This is a genomic window from Candidatus Pseudothioglobus singularis PS1, assembly GCF_001281385.1.
In the GTDB taxonomy this organism is placed as follows: Bacteria; Pseudomonadota; Gammaproteobacteria; order PS1; family Pseudothioglobaceae; genus Pseudothioglobus; species Pseudothioglobus singularis.
Genome location: NZ_CP006911.1, coordinates 1596404 through 1617102, shown reverse-complemented (window position 1 = coordinate 1617102; position 20699 = coordinate 1596404). Strand labels below are relative to the sequence as shown.

General features: G+C 36.8%; 21 protein-coding genes. 15 read left to right on the top strand and 6 right to left on the bottom strand.

Annotated elements, in window-relative coordinates; all coding sequences use genetic code 11:
- Positions 1-118: 118 nt before the first annotated feature.
- Positions 119-601, top strand: coding sequence for an Lrp/AsnC family transcriptional regulator (locus tag W908_RS08110; RefSeq protein ID WP_020023846.1), 483 nt, complete (start codon positions 119-121; stop codon positions 599-601).
- On the opposite strand, the gene W908_RS08105 is transcribed toward W908_RS08110, so the two are convergent.
- From W908_RS08105 to W908_RS08090, 4 genes are read right to left on the bottom strand one after another with little or no spacing between them, the layout of a single operon-like run.
- Positions 598-1314 (bottom strand): MBL fold metallo-hydrolase, encoded by a 717-nt coding sequence (locus W908_RS08105; RefSeq protein WP_053820673.1) that lies wholly within the window; start codon positions 1312-1314, stop codon positions 598-600. The genes W908_RS08110 and W908_RS08105 overlap by 4 nt on opposite strands.
- A 34-nt stretch (positions 1315-1348) precedes the next feature.
- Positions 1349-2128 (bottom strand): glucosamine-6-phosphate deaminase, encoded by a 780-nt coding sequence (gene nagB / locus W908_RS08100; protein ID WP_053820672.1) that lies wholly within the window; start codon positions 2126-2128, stop codon positions 1349-1351.
- Entirely contained in the window at positions 2125-3273 is a 1149-nt protein-coding gene (gene nagA, locus W908_RS08095) for an N-acetylglucosamine-6-phosphate deacetylase (protein WP_053820671.1), read from the bottom strand. Before nagA ends, nagB begins: the two co-directional genes overlap by 4 nt.
- Positions 3270-4022, bottom strand: coding sequence for a GntR family transcriptional regulator (locus W908_RS08090; RefSeq protein WP_053820670.1), 753 nt, complete (start codon positions 4020-4022; stop codon positions 3270-3272). Before W908_RS08090 ends, nagA begins: the two co-directional genes overlap by 4 nt.
- 315 nt (positions 4023-4337) lie before the next feature.
- Here W908_RS08090 and W908_RS08085 point away from each other — a divergent pair, with 315 nt between their 5' ends.
- From W908_RS08085 to W908_RS08050, 8 genes are all read left to right on the top strand, one after another.
- The gene (locus tag W908_RS08085) at positions 4338-6329 is read left to right on the top strand and encodes a beta-N-acetylhexosaminidase (protein ID WP_053820669.1); all 1992 of its coding nucleotides are present in this window, start codon (positions 4338-4340) and stop codon (positions 6327-6329) included.
- A gap of 10 nt (positions 6330-6339) precedes the next feature.
- A complete protein-coding gene (locus W908_RS08080; RefSeq protein WP_020023840.1) occupies positions 6340-7263 on the top strand; it encodes a carbohydrate ABC transporter permease in 924 nt (307 codons plus the stop codon).
- On the top strand, positions 7260-8144 hold the full coding sequence (locus W908_RS08075; RefSeq protein WP_020026254.1) for a carbohydrate ABC transporter permease: 885 nt from the start codon (positions 7260-7262) through the stop codon (positions 8142-8144). Before W908_RS08080 ends, W908_RS08075 begins: the two co-directional genes overlap by 4 nt.
- A gap of 80 nt (positions 8145-8224) precedes the next feature.
- On the top strand, positions 8225-9430 hold the full coding sequence (locus W908_RS08070) for an ABC transporter substrate-binding protein (RefSeq protein ID WP_053820668.1): 1206 nt from the start codon (positions 8225-8227) through the stop codon (positions 9428-9430).
- Between the two features lie 166 nt (positions 9431-9596).
- On the top strand, positions 9597-10679 hold the full coding sequence (locus W908_RS08065; RefSeq protein ID WP_053820667.1) for an ABC transporter ATP-binding protein: 1083 nt from the start codon (positions 9597-9599) through the stop codon (positions 10677-10679).
- Positions 10680-10701: 22 nt separating this feature from the next.
- The gene (locus W908_RS08060) at positions 10702-11856 is read left to right on the top strand and encodes a Gfo/Idh/MocA family protein (protein ID WP_053820666.1); all 1155 of its coding nucleotides are present in this window, start codon (positions 10702-10704) and stop codon (positions 11854-11856) included.
- An 11-nt stretch (positions 11857-11867) separates the two neighbouring features.
- The gene (locus W908_RS08055) at positions 11868-12713 is read left to right on the top strand and encodes a sugar phosphate isomerase/epimerase family protein (RefSeq protein WP_053820665.1); all 846 of its coding nucleotides are present in this window, start codon (positions 11868-11870) and stop codon (positions 12711-12713) included.
- A gap of 21 nt (positions 12714-12734) precedes the next feature.
- Positions 12735-13766 (top strand): Gfo/Idh/MocA family protein, encoded by a 1032-nt coding sequence (locus W908_RS08050; RefSeq protein WP_053820664.1) that lies wholly within the window; start codon positions 12735-12737, stop codon positions 13764-13766.
- A 32-nt stretch (positions 13767-13798) separates the two neighbouring features.
- On the opposite strand, the gene W908_RS08045 is transcribed toward W908_RS08050, so the two are convergent.
- Complete coding sequence (locus tag W908_RS08045; protein ID WP_053820663.1) at positions 13799-14335, bottom strand: tetratricopeptide repeat protein; 537 nt, start codon at positions 14333-14335, stop codon at positions 13799-13801.
- 204 nt (positions 14336-14539) lie between these two features.
- On the opposite strand from W908_RS08045, the gene modA reads away from it, so the two are divergent.
- The 3 genes from modA to modC are packed head-to-tail and all read left to right on the top strand — an operon-like array spanning position 14540 to position 17057.
- The gene (gene modA, locus W908_RS08040) at positions 14540-15310 is read left to right on the top strand and encodes a molybdate ABC transporter substrate-binding protein (protein ID WP_053820662.1); all 771 of its coding nucleotides are present in this window, start codon (positions 14540-14542) and stop codon (positions 15308-15310) included.
- Positions 15310-15996 carry a molybdate ABC transporter permease subunit gene (gene modB, locus W908_RS08035; RefSeq protein WP_053820661.1) on the top strand — a complete coding sequence of 229 codons (687 nt, stop codon included), beginning with the start codon at positions 15310-15312 and terminating at the stop codon, positions 15994-15996. Before modA ends, modB begins: the two co-directional genes overlap by 1 nt.
- Positions 15996-17057 (top strand): molybdenum ABC transporter ATP-binding protein, encoded by a 1062-nt coding sequence (gene modC, locus W908_RS08030; protein ID WP_053820660.1) that lies wholly within the window; start codon positions 15996-15998, stop codon positions 17055-17057. The genes modB and modC overlap by 1 nt, the downstream gene beginning before the upstream one ends.
- Here the strand turns inward: modC and W908_RS08025 are convergent.
- Positions 17054-18274, bottom strand: coding sequence for an MFS transporter (locus W908_RS08025; protein WP_053820659.1), 1221 nt, complete (start codon positions 18272-18274; stop codon positions 17054-17056). The two genes, modC and W908_RS08025, sit on opposite strands and share 4 nt — an antisense overlap.
- A gap of 112 nt (positions 18275-18386) precedes the next feature.
- Between W908_RS08025 and W908_RS08020 the strand changes: the two genes are divergently transcribed.
- The 3 genes from W908_RS08020 (at position 18387) to W908_RS08010 (ending at position 20644) form a co-directional block, all read left to right on the top strand.
- On the top strand, positions 18387-19100 hold the full coding sequence (locus W908_RS08020; RefSeq protein WP_053820658.1) for a type 1 glutamine amidotransferase: 714 nt from the start codon (positions 18387-18389) through the stop codon (positions 19098-19100).
- A gap of 214 nt (positions 19101-19314) precedes the next feature.
- Entirely contained in the window at positions 19315-20019 is a 705-nt protein-coding gene (locus W908_RS08015) for a cobalamin B12-binding domain-containing protein (RefSeq protein WP_020023827.1), read from the top strand.
- Complete coding sequence (locus W908_RS08010; protein WP_020023826.1) at positions 20006-20644, top strand: DUF1638 domain-containing protein; 639 nt, start codon at positions 20006-20008, stop codon at positions 20642-20644. Before W908_RS08015 ends, W908_RS08010 begins: the two co-directional genes overlap by 14 nt.
- Positions 20645-20699: the final 55 nt, after the last annotated feature.

Below are 20699 nucleotides of genomic sequence, written 5' to 3'. Positions count from 1 at the left end.
GAAATTAAATTCACTAAAATCAACCCTTAAAATTTATTTAAATGAATTAATTCACTAATATTATTATAAATAATATAGAATATAGTTAATATATATTGAAATAATAATAAATCTTGCTATGGACTCTAAAGACTTACACATCTTATCAATACTACAGAAGAATGGAAGAATTCCAATTTCAGAGTTAGCTATTAAACTTAATATGTCTGACACGCCCTGCCTCAGGCGAGTCAAAAAACTTGAAAATTCTGGGGTCATCAGTGGCTATAGTGCTAATTTAAGTGCAGATAGTTTAGGCTTTAATGCTATTGTTTATGTTTTTGTAAGGCTCACTGAAAACTCTAACGATAATGCTGATATGTTTGAAGGTGCTGTAAAAGACTTTCCCGAAGTGCTTGAGTGCTCAGTTATTTCAGGCTCTCACGATTATCTTCTTAAGATTATATCTAATGACCTGTTAAGTTATGAGAGTTTTATTAAGCAATCATTTGGAAATTTGCGCTGTGTTTCTAGCATTGAGTCCACTGTTGTTCTTAAGCAAACATTTTCAAGGCAGCAGCTTCCACTCATTAAAACAGAAAAAAAAATGAGTTTCTTCTAGATTAAAGCTGCTTCTGGGACTAGACCACAGCTCTGATTTGCTGGAACAGCTACTTTAATTTTTTTTGGAAGTGATAGATCTAAATTATTTACATTTTGAATAAATCTATCTTGATCATAAGAGTCTTTGATCATCGTATTAAATTTTTTTTCTTCACCGATTGTGCTCACAGATAGGCCGTTATAGTCATGTGCTGGATAGACTTCAGTGTTGTCAGCTAGCTTGTAGAGTTTATGAATAGATTCATATAACGTTTCTGCTGAGCCTCCTTGGAAATCACAGCGCCCTGTGCTTCTGATAAAAAGTGCATCTCCTGTTAAAACTTTATCCTCTACAATATATGACATGCAGCCTATAGTGTGTCCAGGTGTTTCAATTGCCTTTATTTCATATGAACCAATTGGAAGAAGATGTCCTTCACTTACCATAATATCTGCGCAGGCTTCTGCATCAATATTTTCCATTCCTAATACGATTCTTGCATTGGGATAGTATTTTTTAAGTGGACAAGCACTAGTTATATGATCAGCATGAATATGCGTCTCAATAATGAATTTTAGGTCAAGTTCAAGTTCTTTCAATAAGGCAGTATCCCTCTCAATCATAATATCCACAGCATCAATAATGGCAGCCTCTTTGGTCAAACTATCTGCAATAAGGTAGGTATAGGTACAGCTCTCCCTTTCAAATAATTGTTTAAAAATTAGACTCATTTGATGCTCCTCATTAACCTATAAAGAACTTGGTTTATGCCATATATTCTACATTCATTTTTTCACTATGAACGTAATAATCATAGAGCTTAAGATTTGATGCAGCAAGCTGATCAAGAACAATGATAGCATTTTCATGATATTGAAGAACACTACCGGGGCAAAAAGATGATAATGGACCCTCAACTAGATCAGCGACCGCTTTACTCTTATGCTGACCAAGCCCAAGTAGTAAGATATTTTTCGCATCCATAATAGTTCCTATTCCCATCGTAATTGCAATGGAAGGCTGTGGCTCTGAAGCATCAAAGAAGCGCGCATTATTTGCAATTGTATTTTTAGTGAGTGTTTTTACTCTAGTTCTAGAGTTAAGGCTTGAAGTTGGTTCATTGAAGCCAATATGACCGTTAGACCCAACCCCTAAAAGCTGAAGATCAATACCGCCATGACTTTTTATTTTGGACTCATAATTTTCACATGTCGATTCAAAATCTCCATCTAGGCATTCAGGTATATGAATATTATTTTCATTAATATCAATATGACTGAATAGTTTTTCACTCATGTAATGCCTGTAGCTTTGCTTATGATTAGGCTCTAGTCCGACATACTCATCTAAGTTGAAAGAAATGACATTTTTAAAACTTAGATTTCCTTCATTATATTTATCAATGATTGCATCATAGGTTAATAAAACTGAACTTCCTGTGGCCAGCCCAAGAACTGAATCATTTTTTTCAGTTATAAATTTTTCAATAAAGTCCGCTGCAAAATCACTCGCCTCTTTTTCAGTTGGAAGTATTACTACTCTCATTGCGGATCCTCTTTTATTTGCTTTCCTGCGAGCCAAACATTTTGTACATGAAAGTTTGAGTCAAAATGAGCAAGATCTGCTCGGTACCCTTTTTTTAACTGGCCAATATAGTTAGACACACCTAAATATTCTGCTGGATAAAGTGTTGCCATAGAGATTGCACTTTCTAGGGGAATGCTGCATTTTTGATACGCATTTTTAATGGCATCAATTTGAGTAATGGATGAGCCTGCAAGTTTACCTTCTGAATTAATAATGCGTCCATTTGACTCACTAACCACTTCATCATAAAGCTCAAATGAGGGCTCCCCATGATTAATGGTTGCCATAGAATCTGAGACAAAAAAGAGTTTTCCTTTTGGTTTTTGTTTGAACGAGAGATTAATTAAAGAAGGATGAACATGGTGTAAATCAACAATAATACTTGCGGATGTTTCATCAAAATCAAATGCAGATCCGACAACACCTGGCTCTCGTGCTGAAATTTGGCCCATTGCATTAAAGAGATGAGTGAAGCCATCTAAGCCATATTTAACCGCTTCTTCGAGCTGATCGTAGTTTGCGTCGGTGTGACCTGCCAGAATTTTAAAACCTAAAGAATTAAGATGTTTAAGCTGCTTGATCGATATACATTCGGGAGCAAGCGTAAGCATGACTGGAAACTTATCGAGTGTCTCAAATAGATTTAAATATGAAGCATTAATGGTATTAATATATTGTTTTTGGTGGACCCCTCTATACTTTACATTGAAAAATGGCCCCTCAATGTGAATGCCAAGTAGTGAGTGATTATTATCAATCTCGTTAGAGATAGTGTCAGTGCATTTTTGCAAAATATTTAACGAGTCACTGATGACTGTTGGCATAATACTTGTAGTGCCAAAATATTGATGTGCAGATATTATTGTATTAAGGCTTTCCTTGTCTGGAGAGTTATTAAATAACTTTCCACCACCTCCATTAACTTGAAGATCAATAAAGCCTGGAGACAAGATGCCACCATCTAGTTTTTTGACTTGGAAGTCAGTGGGTATAGCATCTTTATTTACAATTCCAGCAATATGTTGATCTTCAATGAGGAGTGCTTTATGCTCAATAAAATCTATACCGTTGAAAAGCTTCGAGCCTGTGATTGCTTGTTTCATCCTAATTCGACCACATAATCATAGCGATCACCACGATAGTAGGATTGGGTATATTCGACCACTCGACCATTGGCATCTTTACCCTTTCTTTCAACAAATAAAATAGCACTTCCAGGATTGACTTCAAGCTTATCAGCTAAATTATCATCTGCAATAATCGCGTGAATATTTTGTTTTGCAGTGACTGGGTTCATTTTTTTGGATTCAAGAAGTTCATATAAAGAATTGTCAATGGCAGAGGTTATTGAAATGATTGACGCAGGTATGACAGCTATTTCATAAAGAAGTGGCTCATTAACTAGGTATCGAACTCGATTGAGTCTATGCACAAAGTCATCTTCATTTAAGTTCATTATCAACGCTTCCTTCGCGGTAGCTTTGCCTTCCTCTCTAAGAGTAATTCTTGAGTAGGACTCAAGGCCTCTTTTCTTCATATCAGCGGTAAAACTATTTAAAGAGGAGAGGTTTTTGTGAAGAACAAGGTCAACATTTTCAGATACAACTGTTCCAGCACCTTGTCTCTTAATAAGCATTCCAATTTCTACAAGCTGATCTATCGCCTTACGGACAGTGATGCGAGACATTTTTAAATTAGAAGCCAAATCCCTCTCTGGCATAAGCGCATCACCAGGCTTTAAAATTCCCTCTTGAATGGCACTATTTAGTGAGCGAGATAATTGTTTGTATAGAGATTCAGAACTATCACCAGATGGTCTTAAGAAGTTAATTAAATTGTCAGTACTCACCATATGATTGAATTAAGCTGTTAAATAAATTAACAGCATTTTTAGTTAAATTGGTATTTAATTGGTATTATTATATTCTAATAGTCTAAAGAAAGTCAATAACAAGAATATAAAATATTTAAAAGCGTTTATTACCCATATAATAATCATATATATTGGATTAAATGATCTTTATGAGATTAATTAAATACTAATCAATAAATCTTATTTGCTTTTTATTTAGTACCTGTTATATAATACCATTATATTACCAATTTTTACTAGACTAAGTGCTAATTAGACGCTGCAATGAGTCTATTTTGAGAAAGATAAATAACGATGAATACAACTGGTTTTGTGATGACTACATCAATCAATTCAGACAATTACTTTTGTTCAAGCTTGAGCAATAATTCTGATAACTCGATAGAGAATTTTAGGTTTTGTTTTAGCTTACTTGCACCTTCAAAAGCGATTGAAAATTGTAGTGTCGTCAAAAGTTCAGGTGGTTATACAGAGTTATGTCATTCTGAAGAGTTGATTTTAAAGCCTGGTGAACAGTGGAGTTTTAAATATGCCTATGAAGAGTCTAGGCACAAGCCTATGAATCATCGATGGTCACCCCAAGGCTGTTTTTTAAAAAAAGATAATGGAGATCTGATCAATCTTGAAATGATAGATTTAGATCTAGAAAGAATCTCCTCCGTGGCCCCAATTCCCAATTTTTTGGGAGACAAATTAAATTATGAATCTTTTAGATTGGTGCCACACCCTTACTCATGGAATCCAAGTGCAGGTGTTTGTAACCTGTGTTCGCCGATTAATGTAGCGTTTGAAAATCTGGAAATAATAACAAGTGCCTATCAATCAGCTTTAGAACTTGGTAATCGACTTAATCTCAATCTTTTATCTAACTCAACAAACGAGATAAATAAGAAAGCAACCACATCACTAAAGCTAACTTTTCAGGATCTTTCTGATGACTCTGCCTATAAAATTACCATAACGAGTGATGATGTTGAGATTGTATCAGGTGATGAATCAGGCTTTTATTATGCTCTTGTCTCTTTGATGCAGCTTTCCCAAAATTATCATCAGCTAGTCCCGTGTGGTTCTATCTTTGATAAGCCTCGTTTTAGTTGGAGAGGACAGCATTTAGATACTGTGAGGCATTTTTTCTCGGTAGACAGTTTATTTAAATTACTAGATTTAATGAGTCTTTTCAAGCTGAATAAGTTTCATTGGCATGGAGTCGATGATGAAGCCTTTCGATTTAAATTAGATAGTTATCCTGAAGCTGCTACTGAAACTTCAAAAAGAGGAAATAATTTATTAGTACCACCTGTTTTCGGATCTGGATCAGATGCAACTGGTGGTTATTATGACAAAGAAGATATTGATAGAATTATTAGTAGGGCCTCAGCTAACTATATTGAAGTCATACCCGAGTTTGATTTGCCGGGCCATAATATGGCGCTAATTAACTTGTACCCTGAGATGAGAGACCCTGAAGACAAAAGTAATGAAGTTTCAGTTCAAGGCTATAGAGAGAACACGTTGAATCCAGCCATGCCTGAAACCATAAAGGTTGTCGAGTCTTTAATAGACGATATGTGTAATCTATTTCCTGGGGAATATATCCATCTGGGTGGGGATGAAGTAGCGCCCGGCGCTTGGGAAAAATCTCCTAAAGTACAAGACTTAATGAAAGAGCATGATCTTAACAGTGCTAAAGATGTTGCTTCATGGTTTATCAATAAGCTTTCAAAAAGAGTAGAGTTAAATAACAAAAAAACTGCCTCTTGGCAGGAGGCTGAAGATGGCAATCATCATGACGATAAGTCAGAGAAATTATTATTTTCATGGCAGAATCTTGAGTCTGGTTTTGATCTAGCAAGACAAGGCTATAAAGTGGTCTTGTGTCCAGCTGAGAACATTTATTTTGATATGGCTCAAAGTAGAAACTATGCTGATCGAGGGGCAAATTGGGCAGCTGTGATACCTTTTGAGAGTTCTGTTGATTGGCAAATTATTCCTGAAGATGAGCCAGAACTTGAATCTAATATTATGGGTATTCAGGGGCATCTTTGGTGTGAAACAATTCTAAAAGATAGTGAGATGGAATCAATGCTTTGTCCAAGAGTTATTGGACTTTCAGAGAGTGCTTGGACATCTAATGAAAACAGACGAAAAGGCACTGATCTCCATAATTTGGCCACAAATAGCTTTAGAGAATTGTTTGATAGAATTGGATGGGACTATTATATAGCCGAGAAATTTGATATCATGTCAGATCCAGCAAAGAATGAGGAGGTTCTGGCGAGTGAGTAATTTTATACAAATGCTTAAACCTAAAACAAAGGCACAAACAACAACCATGTTTGCTTGGGCATTAATTGCGCCTGCTGCACTGGTTATGTTTTGGATTGTACTTTGGCCTTTATATGAAACCTTTCGACTGTCTTTTACTAATTCAAACCTTGGAACCTTGATGGGAGGTGCTGATTTTGTAGGTTGGGAAAATTATGAAAAAGCTATAGGAGGACGTAAGTTTCCTGCAATTGTTACAAGAACCTTTTATTGGATGTTCCTTTCAGTTGGTTTTAAAATGATTTTAGGCTTAATCGGTGCAACACTTTTAGCAAGTAATATAAGAGGCCGAGGTCTTATGCGCGCTTTAGTAATGCCACCATGGATTGTCCCTATTGCTATTGGCTGTTTTGGGTGGTTGTGGCTTTATAATGGTCATTTTGGATTGCTCTCAAACTTTGCAGAAATGGTTGGGATTACCAATGGACCATTTAGTTTCTTGGCTTACAAGCAGAGTGCTTTTTACTCAGCAGTTGTCACAGATGTTTGGATTGGAACGCCAATGGTAACCTTATTCTTTTTGGCGGCAATGCAAGGCGTTCCAAAAGATTTATATGAGGCTGCTTATGTTGATGGTGCATCAAGGTGGTATCGTTTTAGAAGAATCACTTTGCCCCAAATTATGCCTACTATTATCTCTATGGCTTTGTTATCTGCAATCTGGACGTTCAACTCATTTGAAATTATTTGGATTTTGACAGAAGGCGGACCTCGTGGTGCAACTACTACATTAATTATTGACACCTTCAAAACAGCAATCTTTAGTTATAAGTTTGGTGCTGGCGCAACTAGAGCAGTTCTTGTTGTTTTGATTCTAGGGGTATTTTCAGTAATATATTTAACTGTGCTTGGAAGACTGAGTAAAAAGTATGGATACAGTGGGGTTCAAAAATGATGGATAAATACTCATTACTTCACAAAATAGGCATCTATTTTTCCCTTGGGCTGTTCATATTATTTATGTTATTGCCTTTTGTTGAAATGTTTGTAGCATCACTCAGACCCATAACTCATTTGTTTAGTCGTCCAGAATTAGAGGTTGGTGAAACAATGGGTTTTCTCGACTTTATGAGTCGATTCTGGTCAGATACTATGAGTTTTCAAGCCTATAGAGATATGTGGGTTACAGTTCCTCAGTTGCCTCGCTATATATTTAATAGCGTATTTATAGCAACAGCTGTTACTCTTTTATCAATGTGTTTCATTATTCCTGCTGCTTATGCTTATGCCCGCTTTGACTTTCGTGGCAAAACAACTAGCCTTACATTATTTTTAGCAGTGAATATGTTTTCAGGGGCTGTTCTTTTAATACCTCTGTATAAATTATTACGATCTTATGGTTTGCTTAATACATATTGGGCTATGATTATTCCTGGTGTGGCTTTCCTTATACCAACGGGAATATGGCTACTTAAGTCTTTTTTAGAAAAGATTCCATACGAACTGGAGGAGGCTGCATTTGTTGATGGGGCATCTCGACTTTACACATTAAGACGTGTTATCCTACCTCTTGCAGTTCCTGGTCTAATTGTTGTTAGTGTTGCAATGTTTATTGGTGCCTATGCACAACAGTTTTTATTTGCAATTACTTTTAACCAAAATAGAGATTACATGCCACTTCCAGCTGGCATATTTGAATTTGTTGGATACCAGACAGTGCTCTGGAATGAAATGATGGCAGCAAGCCTTATTGGAATTCTGCCCGTGCTATTAATTTTCCTGTTTATGCAGAAACATCTCATATCAGGATTAACAGCAGGGGCAGTAAAGGAGTGAGAGGTAAGAGTCTCACATAAAGTGTTATTAGATTTTTTTTAATTTCTAGTAACTTGATGTAAATAGAAAAGGAGAAGTAAATGAAAAATATACAAAAAGCACTCTTCTTAGCTGTAATGGGTGCCAGTTTAATGGCTCCAGTGCAGGCTGAAGAAGTACACATGATTATGTGCGGCGGTGAAATCCGTGAAGCTGATCAAGTAGTAATTTCTGCTTTTGAAGCGAAATACTCAGGTGTTACAGTGAATGCTGAAGCAGTTCCTTGGGGAACATGCCAAGACAAATCAATGACACTAGCTGCTGCTGGTGATCCAGTAGGTTTGGCTTATATGGGTTCACGTACTCTTAAGCAACTAGCTCGTAGTGGTCTGATTGTTCCAGTTAATATTTCTGATGAGCAACAAGGCATGTATCAGCCAGGTATTCTTAATACTGTCAGTGATGGTGGAAAAACTTGGGGCTTCCCTCATGCGTTTTCAACCAAGGCTTTATTTATTAACTGTGGTCTAGTTGAAGAAGCAGGTATGGCTTGTGTCGCACCTAAAACTTGGACAGGAATGTACAACATGGCTAAAGCTATCAATGATAATACTTCGGCTGCGGGTGTTGGCGTAACTGGAAAGGACTTTGATAACACTATGCACCAATTCTTAAATTACTTATATAGTAATGGCGGTTCTGTAAATGATGCAGCAACTGGTGAAATCACTTTTAATAGTCCCGAGACTATCGAAACTCTTGAGTTTTATGGTAAGTTAGCGGGTGTTGCTCAGGAAGGACCTATGGGATATGAGCGTTCTCAGTTGACTCAGCTTTATAACGATGGACAAATTGGTATGTATATCAATGGACCATGGGGTGCTGGACAGCATAACGATAATATTTCTGAAATTGTTGTTCCAATTCCTGCAGGCCCAAGTGGTGAGAGCGGAACACTTTTAATTACTGACTCTATTGCAGTATTTAAAGGTTCAGCTAATGAAGATCTAGCCATGGAGCTAGCTTCAATGCTTTCATCTGGTGAAGCTCAGTACGACCTAGATAAGAGCTGGGGTTTAACACCAATCATGCAGTATGAAAAAATGATGGATGATGTTTACTATACTACCGACTACTGGCAGACATTTGTTGCGCCAATTGGTAGTGGTGGTCCAGAGCCAATGTTTGAAGACTTTAAAGCATTGCAAGCTGGTATCAATGGTGCTATCCAAGGCATCATTTTGGGTGAAGGTTCTGCTGCTGATCTAGTTGCAGAAGCTGCTGAAATTTTAGCTGAAGGTAATTAAGTCAATTAATTGACTATTTCAGGGGTAACACATTGTTACCCCTGAATTTTTAAAAGGCATACCTCAAAAAGAGACTTTCCTCAAAGGATCTTTTTGAAGCTTGCTTTAACTATAAGTAGAAAATTTAAATGCGCACTAAGTTTGCGCTCTTTTTAAGGAAGAAAGAATGGCAACAGTAAAACTCGAAAATATTTATAAAAGTTTTGGTGAGACAGAAGTTTTATTTGATATTAACCTAGAAATAAATGATAAAGAATTTGTTGTTTTTGTTGGCCCATCGGGCTGTGGAAAAACAACATTATTAAGAATCATTTCAGGCTTAGAGGAAGCTACAACAGGCGGTGTAATTATTGATGATAAAGATGTTTCTAATGCCCCTCCAGTTGAAAGAGGAATTTCGATGGTCTTTCAATCTTATGCTCTCTATCCTCATCTTTCAGTGTTTGAGAATATAGCCTTTCCACTCAGAGTTGCAAAAGTTAATGAGAAAGAGCTTGAAGAAAAGGTATTTAAAGCTGCTGATATTTTGCAGTTAAGAGATCGTTTAGATTTTAAACCAGGACAACTATCAGGAGGTCAGCGCCAGAGGGTTGCTATTGGTCGCTCGATTGTAAGAGACCCTAAAGTATTTCTTTTTGATGAGCCTTTGTCTAATTTAGACGCAGCTCTTAGAGGAGATATGAGAGTTGAGCTAGCAAAGCTTCATCAAAATTTAGCAACGACTATGATATACGTTACGCATGATCAAATTGAAGCTATGACAATGGCTGACAAGATTGTCGTATTGCGAGATGGGGTTATTGAGCAGGTTGGCTCACCAATGGACTTATACCACAACCCTAAAACAAAGTTTGTAGCAGGGTTTATTGGCCAGCCAAATATGAATTTCCTTAAAACAAGTGACATAGATATTAAAAATCAGAAGCTAACTGCAAATATTGGTGAACTATCTTTGGAACTAGCTGTTGATGTTTCAAACATAAAAACAGGTGACGAAGTAGATATTGGAATCAGGCCAGAAGACTTGATTGTTTCTTCAAAAAAAGGAGGAATTCCAATGACTGTAGATGTTGTTGAGCATATTGGAGCAACAGTAATCCTTTATGGTTCTGTTTTGGGCAATAGTAATTTTTGTGCTGTTTTACCAAGCGACTCAGTTGTTAAACCAGGTGATACTGTCAACCTAGCTTTAGAACCTCTTAAATGCCACGCTTTTGATTCATCCGGTCATTCTCTTTTAAAAAGCTAATTACAAAGACAAGGAGTAAATTATGCGAACTGGTATTGTTGGCTTAGGACTCAGAGCTGGAAATGTTCTAAAGATGATTCAGAAAGAAATGCCCGAGCTTGAGTTAGTTGGTTATGTTGATCCAGATCCTTGCGGGTTATCAATAATAGAGGAACATGCAAGTCAATTAAAACAATTTGAAAGCCTTACGAAAATGATTAGCGAAAGTGAGCTTGATTTGCTTTGGGTTGCTTCACCAAATCACCTTCATTTAGAGCATATTAAGTTAGGACTTGAGGCAGGGCTTCAGGTTTTTTCAGAAAAACCGATAGTAACGAGTAAAGAAGATAGTTTTGAGCTTGCCAAGCTAATTAAAAAATTTGGTGAAAATAAACTTATTGTTGGGCTTGTTTTACGCTACTCCACTCATATGAGAGAAATGAGGCGAGTCCTTGATGCAGGAACCTTAGGCAGTGTCACCTCTCTTGAAGCAAATGAGCATATTGCACCTTATCACGGATCCTTTTTTATGAGAGATTGGAGAAGGTTAGAAAAGTACTCCGGCGGATTCATGTTAGAAAAATGTTGTCACGACATTGATCTATATAACAGTATTGTTGGTGAGAGACCAGTAAGGGTGGTCAGTTTTGGAGGAAGAAATAATTTCATTCCTTCTGAGGCCCCGTCAGATAATAAATATGACAATGTCTATCAAAAAAAACTCTCCTACTGGGAAAATGTTGATAATCCATTTACTAGTGATGCTGATATTATTGATCATCAAAATGCATTAATTGAATATCCAAATCAGGTTACCTTTTCTTTCCATACAAGCATCAATGTGCCTGATGAGCAGAGACGTTTTTGTGTTATTGGTAGTCGCGGAATGGCTGAGGGAGATTTTGGTCGTGGAGGCCTCAGAATAACTGATGCTAGAACGGGTGATTGCCTTGAAGAGCATGATTTTAGCTATCCAAGCACTCCTGGTTCAGGAAACTATCCATCTCACTATGGTGCTGATCAATTAATGTGTGAGGATATTGTTAGTTTTCTAAGAGGTGACTTGAGTTCTTTGCCTGTGGGTCCTAAGGAGGCAATTGCTGCAGGCCTTGTTGCTATGGCAATAGATGAAAGTATGAAGACCAGTCAGATTGTTGATATGACTGAGACTTGGCAAAAGCTTGATTCATTATATTAAAGGAGTTTGTTTTGATTAAAGGTATCAGTTATCTTTCATTTGAGAATGGTTTGTCTAATAATGAGTCTATTGATTCTGCTTTAATCCAAACCCAATCGAATGGGTTTGAAGCACTAGAATTGTCAGTGTCTAATGAGGGCGTCATAAACACCAACTTGTCAGAAAGCGAGTGCGGTGCAATCCGTCATAAAATAAATGATTCAGGGGTTTTTGTAGACAGTATTGCAACAGGAATGAGTTGGGGCATCAGTCCTACTAGTGATGATGTAGAAGTTAGGAAAAATTCTATTAAGCTCCATCAAGATGCAATTAGGGTCGCAAGTTACCTAGATTGCAAAGCTTTATTATTTGTTCCAGGCGTCGTAAAAAGTCCAATTTCTCCTGAAATTGTTCGTTACGATAAAGCCTTGGATAGACTTAGGGAGGCTATTAATCAAATGCTTCCTATTGCAGAAGAGCTCGATGTTGACTTGTGCATGGAAAACGTTTGGAATGGGTTCTTTTATTCGCCTATAGAGCTTAGAGATTTTGTAGACTCTTTTGAGTCTGATAAGCTTGGAGTGTATTTAGATATTGGAAATTTAATTGGTTATCAGCAGTACCCACCTCACTGGATTGAGCTCCTTAACTCAAGAATCAAGAGGGTTCAAATTAAAGATTTTCAAGAGAACTTTGACTGGACTGGTAGTTTCAGTTTTTGTGACCTTGGAGCGGGAGATGTTCCATGGAAAGAAACAGTATCTGCCTTAAAATCTATTCAATACAAAAGTACTATTATTGCTGAAATGTTACCTTGGGATGAAACAATTTTGTCTCGGACATCGGTGGCTATGGATCAAATATTTAACTTTAAATAAACTAGTTTAGAAATAAATAATATGAGCAAGAAATTAAAAGTTGGAATCATTGGTCTTGGAAGTATGGGTTCCACCCACCTGGATATTTATTCCAAAATAAAAGGTGTAGAGGTTGTCGCTGTTGCGGATTCAATCCAGAGTAGACTCGATGGGTCTAGTAAAGCTGAAGGTAATATTAGTGGTCAAGCGGAAGGTGGAGTCTCTGGCCTTAGTGTTAAAAAATATCTTGATGGAATGGATCTTATTAATAATTCAGATATTGATATAGTGGATATATGTGTTGGTACAGATCTTCATTATATTTTTGTAGAGGCCGCTCTTGCCAAAAATAAACATGTATTAGTTGAAAAACCATTGGCTAGAACATACGACGAAGCTCAAAAAATAATTCAATTAGCAGAGCAGTCCACCTGCAATATTATGTCTGCGATGTGTCTAAGGTATTGGCCAGCATGGGTTTTTCTTAAGGAAGCAATTGAAAATTCAACATATGGAAAATGTTTATCACTAAACTTTAGACGACAAACAAGTTTTCCTGGCGGTGCTTTTTATTCAGATGATAATCAGTGTGGCGGTGCACTTCTCGATCTTCATGTCCATGATACTGACTTTGTGAATTACTGCATGGGGTTGCCAGATGCTGTCTTCAGTCAAGGCTACAAAGGTCCAAGTGGAGGCGTTGATCATGTAGTGACAAATTATATTTTTAATAAGACAAATGCATCACCTTTAGTGAGTTCTGAGGGGTCCTGGACCATGCAAGAGGGATATGGCTTCAATATGTCATATACAGCTAACTTTGAAAATGGAACACTTAGCTATCTTTTAGATGGAGAAGAAACGTTAAAGCTTTCTAGAGATGCGCAGTCTGAAAATATAAAGTTAAAAGAAGGCATGGGGTATGAGTTTGAAATTCGCGCTTTTGTTGATGAAATCTTATCTGGAAATAAGACTAATTTAGATCTATTGATTCAAGCAGCAAAAACCATTGCAATTATAGAGGCTGAGAAAATAAGTATTGAAACTTGCTCAGTTGTTGCTGTAAAAGCCTAAATTAAAACAAAATTTTGTAAAACAGTTTATTACTAGTAGGTTCCAAGTTTATAGTCATCCCAAACTTGTTGTGCAAGTGCGCCAATATATTGATCATTGTTTTCTAGAGCTTGCTTTATCCAAAACCTTGCCTCTAAGAAGTTTTTATCATCGCCCTTACCGAGTATATACATTCTTCCTAGATTGTATTGAGCAGGAGCGTCACCCTGTTCAGCTGCTTTGATAAACCAACTAAAAGCAAGTTTATCATTTTGGGTCGCTCCTTGGCCTCTTAAGTAGAGGTTACCCAAGTTATACTGAGCATTAACATTCCCCTGTTCAGCAGATTTTGTATACCACTTGATGGCCTCTTTAAAATCTTGCACTGTGCCTTTAGCGTTTGCATGCATCCAGCCAAGATTATATTGTGCTCTTGCATTACCATCTTCAGCAACTTGAGTCCATTCAAGAATAGCTACACCATAGTCACCACTTGCATAGGCCCTCTGACCATCAATATAGTCAGCTGATACATTTAATGTAAAGAATAAGGAGAATAAAAAAACTAATAAAGTATGATTTTTTGACATTTTTCCCTTTTGATTTGCACGTTTTTACTAATTAAAGTCTATTATAAAATATATTAACATATTTGTATTTATTTATGCAGGTTTGAAAGACTCTAATATGAATAACTAATAAGCTAAATCACTATAGAATATAGTGGATAGATTTTTCAAATTTGCTGATTCATTTGTTAAAAATCTAATCATTAAAAAAGTCATGAAATAGATATGTTGAATTCTCAGTTAAAGGTTTTTGCTTTGTTATTTGTATGCCAATTTTTTATTGGCACTCATTCTTTGGCTAATGAAATAAGAATAGCTGTTGCAAGTAATTTTTATCCAACAATGAAAGCAATTGTTGAAGAGTTTGAGTTAGAAAATTATGAGTCTTCTAAAATTAACAAAATAGTTTTGATTTCTGGGTCCTCAGGTAAACATTATGCACAAATCATAAACGGTGCTCCATTTGATATTTTTTTCTCAGCTGATAAAGCAAGACCTGTCTTACTTGAAAAAGAAGGAATAGTTGAGAATGAATCTAGATTTACCTATGCCTTGGGTAAAATTGTATTATGGAGTCCAGCTAATGGGTTTGTGGATTCAAAAGGACAGGTTCTTTATGATAACAATTTTCGATTTTTAGCTATAGCCAATCCTAAAATTGCTCCTTATGGAATAGCAACTAAGGAAACATTGGTATCAATGGGTTTGTGGAATAATATGGGTAAAAAAGTAGTCAAAGGTGAAAATATAGCCCAAGCATTTCAATTCATAAATAGTGGAAATGCAGAGCTTGGTTTTGTCTCATTCTCACAATTAATGAGCCCTAATTTCTCTTTATTGGGGTCCTTTTGGGAGGTTCCAAAGTCTCTCTATAATCCAATAGAGCAGCAAGTGGTTCTTTTAAGAGACAGTTTACTCGGTAGAAGTTTTATGGAGTTTGTTCAAACTGATAAGGTCTTAAATATAATTTCCAAATTCGGATATGACTTACCATAATGTTAAATGAATTAGATTTATCTGCAATCATTGTTACTATTAAGTTAGCCATAGTAAGTACTTCTATATTAATTTTAATTGGAACTCCGATCGCTTGGTGGCTCTCACAAACTAAGTTTAAATTTAAAGCAGTATTTGAGGCACTCATAGCCTTGCCACTGATTCTTCCACCAACAGTACTAGGTTTTTATTTGTTAATAACACTTGGATCTAACGGTCCTATTGGAAAGCTATTGGAGTCTCTTGGGGGAAGTTCAATAGCATTTACTTTCACTGGTCTGGTTGTAGGCTCAGTTATTTATTCTATGCCTTTTGTGGTTCAGCCACTTCAAAATTCCTTTAGCTCTGTTGGAAGAAAGCCACTGGAGGTTGCTGCGACATTAGGTGCGTCAAAAATTGATCGCTTTTTTTCAGTTGCTGTTCCTTTGTCACGTTCTGGCTTTATTACTGCTGCTGTATTAGGGTTTGCTCATACGGTAGGAGAGTTTGGGGTGGTACTCATGATAGGAGGTAATATCCCAGGTGAAACAGGAGTAGTATCAATCGCAATTTATGATCATGTTGAGGCAATGGAATATGGACAAGCTCACTGGTTAGCAGGAGGCTTACTTGCCACATCATTTCTAATGCTGTTATTTGTTTATATCATTAATCGTCATTTTTCAATTATGAGGAGTAAAGACTAGTGATTGAATGTAACATAAAAATTCAATTAGAAAGCTTTATGCTTGATGCTAATTTTAGTATTCCTGATAGGGGCATAACTGTAGTATTTGGTCCCTCTGGATCTGGAAAGACAACCCTACTCAGAGCGATTGCAGGACTTGAAAAGAGTGATGATGGCTTTCTTAAAATCGGCGATTCAGTTTGGCAGAAAGGTGAAGATTTTTTGGCAACACATAAACGCCAGATTGGATATGTCTTCCAAGATGCTGCACTATTTGATCACCTTGACGTTAAGGGTAACCTCAATTTTGTAGTTAAAAGAGCAATAGGACTAAAAGAAGATTTTATAGAATCCATACATAATTTATTAGAAATAAAAACCCTACTTAACAGGAAAACAACGCAGCTTTCAGGGGGGGAGAGGCAGAGAGTTGCAATTGCAAGAGCCTTATTGACTAACCCTAAAATTTTACTTTTGGATGAGCCTCTGTCTGCTCTAGACTCAAAACGTAAAAACGAAATTCTACCTTACCTAGATTCCATTCATAATGATTTGGAAATTCCAATTCTTTATGTGACCCACTCTCAAGATGAGATGTCAAGGTTAGCCGATCATCTTCTTCTAATTGAAAATGGAAATATTCTTGGTAGCGGGCCTGTAAATGATATGTTAACTCGATTTGATATGCCTTTATCTCATGGTGGTGACGCAGTATCAATAATCGAAGCTGAAGTCATGAAACGTGAATTAGAATTTAATTTGATGCATTTGAAGTTTTTAGGGGGGCAATTTATAGTTCCAGACAATCGCTTTCCAGTTCAAACCAAAGTTAGGATTAGAGTGGTAGCACGTGATGTGAGTCTTACAAAATTAAAACAGGTTGATACAAGTATTTTGAATATTTTTCCAGCAATGGTTCAGCAAATAGTAAATGAAGGTGAAGCCCAAGTCATGGTCCGCCTCCAGATTAAGGAGACCATTCTACTTGCATGCATCACTCGTAAATCATCCCATAAGCTTCGATTAGAAAAGGGATCAGAGGTTTTTGTTCAAGTCAAAAGTGTGGCGATACTCTCTTAACTGGTCTCAACGTTAGCTCGAATCCTTTTTATTGGCCGCTCATCGATGTAGACATGTATCAGTGCAGTAATTGCCGCAATGATGGCTGCCCACCACCAGACTTGATCATAAGAACCAGTTGTATCAAAGAGATAACCTCCAATCCAAACACCGGTAAATGAGCCAATTTGATGGTTTAGAAAAACGATACCGTAAAGTGTGCCCATAAATCTTAAGCCAAACATCTGAGCAACTAATCCTGATGTTGGAGGGACTGTTGCAAGCCAAAGAAAACCTGTTGCAAAAGAAAAAGCGTAAATTGTAAAAGTTGAAATCGGCGTTATAAGAAATAAAACAATGATAATTGATCTAGCTGCATAAATATAAGTGAGAATCCATTTTTTTGAATAGATTCCTGAAAAGTGTCCAGAAATGAGTGAGCCAAAAATATTACAAAGACCAATAATGGATAAACTTGCAGCTGCGACAGAGCTATCAAAGCCCTTGTCTGCTAGATAGGAAGGCATATGAACTACAATAAAAGCAAGCTGGAAGCCGCATACAAAAAAACCAGCAATAAGAAGCCAATAATGAATATGTCTTGAGGCTTCATTGAGAGCTTCTTTTAGAGTTTGGGATGGTTCATTATCTAAAGTAGTATTTTTGATTTCATCGCCTTTAAATACGGGCGAAAAAAGGATCATTGAGAGCGCCCCAATTGCCATAATAATAAGAGCTGTCTGCCATCCATAGGCCACTAAAAACTCTCTAGCAACTGGGATAAGTAAAAATTGACCTGCAGATCCAGCTGCGGTTCCTATGCCTAATGCCATAGCTCTTTTTTCTGGTGAAACCATTCTTGCCATAGCTGGAAGTATGACCCCTAAACCAGTTCCTGCAATACCCATACCAATAAGAATTCCTGCACCTATATGAAGACCCATAAAGCTATCTGCAGTGGCTGTAATATAGAGGCCCAGTGAATAAAAGAGAGTTCCTAATATAATGACTCGAGATGTTCCAAATTTATCTGCAAATGCTCCAGCAATTGGTTGAGATAATCCCCAAAAAAGATTTTGAAGGGCCAATGAGAATGCAAAAACTTCTCGACCATATCCAAATGTTTCTGAAACGGGCTTAAGAAATAAGCCAAGAGACGACCTCAAGCCAAAATTAATAGCCAAAAGTACACAAGCAAGTGCAATTGCCAAACTAATTATTTTTTTATGTTGAACCATTTTTTTGCATTGAAAACTTAGGACAATATAACCACTATTATTTGACGAGCTTATGTATAAGTATTAATATATATTTTATTACATATTTTGTATTTTAAAAAGGAGTCTGCAGATGCGAATATTAGTTTTTCAGCATGTTGATTGTGAACATCCCGGGTCATTAAGACAATTCCTGGCTGAAGATGAAATTGAATGGGATCCTGTATATTTACATCGCGGCGATAAAATTCCTAGCTTTGATAAGTATGATGCACTTTGGGTTATGGGGGGGCCAATGGATGTATGGGACATTGAAGAAAATCCGTGGCTCGTTGAAGAAAAGGCAGCAATTAGGCATTGGGTTTCTGAGCTAGGGAGACCTTACCTTGGTTTATGTTTGGGTCATCAATTGCTTGCAGATGCATTAGGTGGCACATGTGGTCCACAAAAAGTTCCTGAAATTGGAGTACTTGAAGTTGAATTAACGGAAGAGGGAAAGAAGGATCCACTATTTTTAGGGACAGCCCCTAAACAGCAATGTCTTCAATGGCACTCAGTTCGAGTGGCACAAGCGCCAGAAGGTGCAATTGTTTTGGCTAAGTCAGATGTATGTTCAATTCAGGCAATGAGGATTGGAACTAATGCCTGGTCCATGCAATATCATGTCGAGATCGAATCAGATACTGTAGATAATTGGGGGGCAATTCCAGCTTATGCTGAAGCGTTGACAAACACATTAGGTGAAGGCGCACTCTCAAATCTTAAAAAAAATACCGATGCAAATATGAGTCAATGCCTCAGCTGTGCGAGACAAATTTATGATAACTTCATGAGTGAGATAGTTTAGTTAAATTCAAGTTTTTTTTGTGATTTATTTCACATATTTTAAAACGTTCAATAGTTATATATAACAACATCTTAAAGGGAAATAAGTTCTAAAAAACTATGCAAATTGTACAATTTTTTTTAAATGTAAATTTAATGATTGACACCGAAATTAATTCAAGGTATCTTTCCGTTTTTTAAGTATTAATTATTCCTTTTATAACCGAGGCAAAGCAATGAGTGACGAAGACGATTTTGACCTGAATGATCTCGATGATAAAGAGCTTGTAGAGCAGATACAAGATGACCTTTATGATGGCCTTGATGCAGAGGTAACTGAAGGCACCAATATACTTCTTGAAAGGGGTTGGGACGCTAATGATGTTTTGGGTGAGGCGCTCGTTGGTGGTATGAAGATTGTTGGGATTGATTTTAGGGATGGTATTCTATTTGTTCCTGAGGTTTTAAAGTGTGCTGGCGCAATGAAAGGTGGAATGAAAATTCTGAGACCAATACTTGCAGAATCGGCGGAAGATACATCGCTTGGCAAATTTGTGATCGGAACTGTTAAGGGTGATATTCATGATATTGGCAAAAACTTAGTTGGAATGATGTGCGAGGGAGCAGGATTTGAGGTCATTGATTTGGGAATTAATAACCCTGTCGAGAACTATCTTGAAGCGGTAGATACCCATGAGCCAGTTATTGTTGGAATGTCTGCATTATTGACTACGACGATGCCTTATATGGGTGTTGTGGTTGAAGAAATGGAAAAAAGAGGTATGCGTAAAGATGTTCACATTATGTGTGGTGGCGCACCTTTGAACCAAGAATTTGCAGACTCAATTGGCGTTCCTGCTTATGGTCGTGATGCAGCAAGAAGTGCTGAAATGGCTGAAGAGCATGTTCGTGGTCTGAAAAAAAATCGTGCTCACAGGTAAGGAAGTCGCCAGTGAAAATAAAAAAAGATTAGTATTAGGTTGTGGTGCGCTTGTTTATGATCTTTTAAGATTAATAAAGCAAAACCCCTCATTTTCAGATAAAGTCAATCTTCAATGTTTACCAGCTGGTTGGCATAACTCCCCCCAATTAATTGCCCCAGGTGTGGAGGATTATTTATCAAAAAATGCTCATCTTTATGAAGAAGTATATATTGCTTATGCTGATTGTGGAACAGGTGGTGCACTTGATAGAGTTATCAATAAGTACAAAGCGAAGCGAATAGAGGGAGCACATTGTTATGAATTTTTTGCTGGCAAAGATGTCTTTGATAGGCTATCAGAAGAGGAAATAGGAACTTTTTATTTAACAGACTATTTGGTAAAAAATTTTAATAGAATAATGATTAAAGGTTTGGGCCTTGATAAGCATCCAGAACTTTTTGAAGTCTATTTTGAACATTATAAAAAATTAGTATATTTAGCTCAAACAGAAAATGAGCAGTGGAATAAGGATGCAGAGAAGTATGCAAAAGATTTTGGCTTTGAATACGAGTATAGGCTTGTAGGAACAGGCAGTCTTGATTCTGTTTTTGAGGAAATAGACATCCAACCATTAAGTTCATGAGTTAAATTAAGTGAAAAGAGATTAATATTACTGCGAGTTTTAGGAAGGTTAAATA

What these genes read in the sequence shown, in the direction of transcription:
- W908_RS08025 (WP_053820659.1), bottom strand. Translation starts at nt 18,274, where the DNA reads ATGGTTCAACATAAAAAAATAATTAGTTTGGCAATTGCACTTGCTTGT.
- W908_RS08020 (WP_053820658.1), top strand. Translation starts at nt 18,387, where the DNA reads ATGCGAATATTAGTTTTTCAGCATGTTGATTGTGAACATCCCGGGTCA.
- W908_RS08085 (WP_053820669.1), top strand. Translation starts at nt 4,338, where the DNA reads ATGAATACAACTGGTTTTGTGATGACTACATCAATCAATTCAGACAAT.
- W908_RS08060 (WP_053820666.1), top strand. Translation starts at nt 10,702, where the DNA reads ATGCGAACTGGTATTGTTGGCTTAGGACTCAGAGCTGGAAATGTTCTA.
- W908_RS08070 (WP_053820668.1), top strand. Translation starts at nt 8,225, where the DNA reads ATGAAAAATATACAAAAAGCACTCTTCTTAGCTGTAATGGGTGCCAGT.
- W908_RS08015 (WP_020023827.1), top strand. Translation starts at nt 19,315, where the DNA reads ATGAGTGACGAAGACGATTTTGACCTGAATGATCTCGATGATAAAGAG.
- nagA (WP_053820671.1), bottom strand. Translation starts at nt 3,273, where the DNA reads ATGAAACAAGCAATCACAGGCTCGAAGCTTTTCAACGGTATAGATTTT.
- nagB (WP_053820672.1), bottom strand. Translation starts at nt 2,128, where the DNA reads ATGAGAGTAGTAATACTTCCAACTGAAAAAGAGGCGAGTGATTTTGCA.
- W908_RS08105 (WP_053820673.1), bottom strand. Translation starts at nt 1,314, where the DNA reads ATGAGTCTAATTTTTAAACAATTATTTGAAAGGGAGAGCTGTACCTAT.
- W908_RS08050 (WP_053820664.1), top strand. Translation starts at nt 12,735, where the DNA reads ATGAGCAAGAAATTAAAAGTTGGAATCATTGGTCTTGGAAGTATGGGT.
- W908_RS08065 (WP_053820667.1), top strand. Translation starts at nt 9,597, where the DNA reads ATGGCAACAGTAAAACTCGAAAATATTTATAAAAGTTTTGGTGAGACA.
- W908_RS08110 (WP_020023846.1), top strand. Translation starts at nt 119, where the DNA reads ATGGACTCTAAAGACTTACACATCTTATCAATACTACAGAAGAATGGA.
- W908_RS08080 (WP_020023840.1), top strand. Translation starts at nt 6,340, where the DNA reads ATGCTTAAACCTAAAACAAAGGCACAAACAACAACCATGTTTGCTTGG.
- W908_RS08045 (WP_053820663.1), bottom strand. Translation starts at nt 14,335, where the DNA reads ATGTCAAAAAATCATACTTTATTAGTTTTTTTATTCTCCTTATTCTTT.
- W908_RS08090 (WP_053820670.1), bottom strand. Translation starts at nt 4,022, where the DNA reads ATGGTGAGTACTGACAATTTAATTAACTTCTTAAGACCATCTGGTGAT.
- W908_RS08075 (WP_020026254.1), top strand. Translation starts at nt 7,260, where the DNA reads ATGATGGATAAATACTCATTACTTCACAAAATAGGCATCTATTTTTCC.
- modB (WP_053820661.1), top strand. Translation starts at nt 15,310, where the DNA reads ATGTTAAATGAATTAGATTTATCTGCAATCATTGTTACTATTAAGTTA.
- modA (WP_053820662.1), top strand. Translation starts at nt 14,540, where the DNA reads ATGTTGAATTCTCAGTTAAAGGTTTTTGCTTTGTTATTTGTATGCCAA.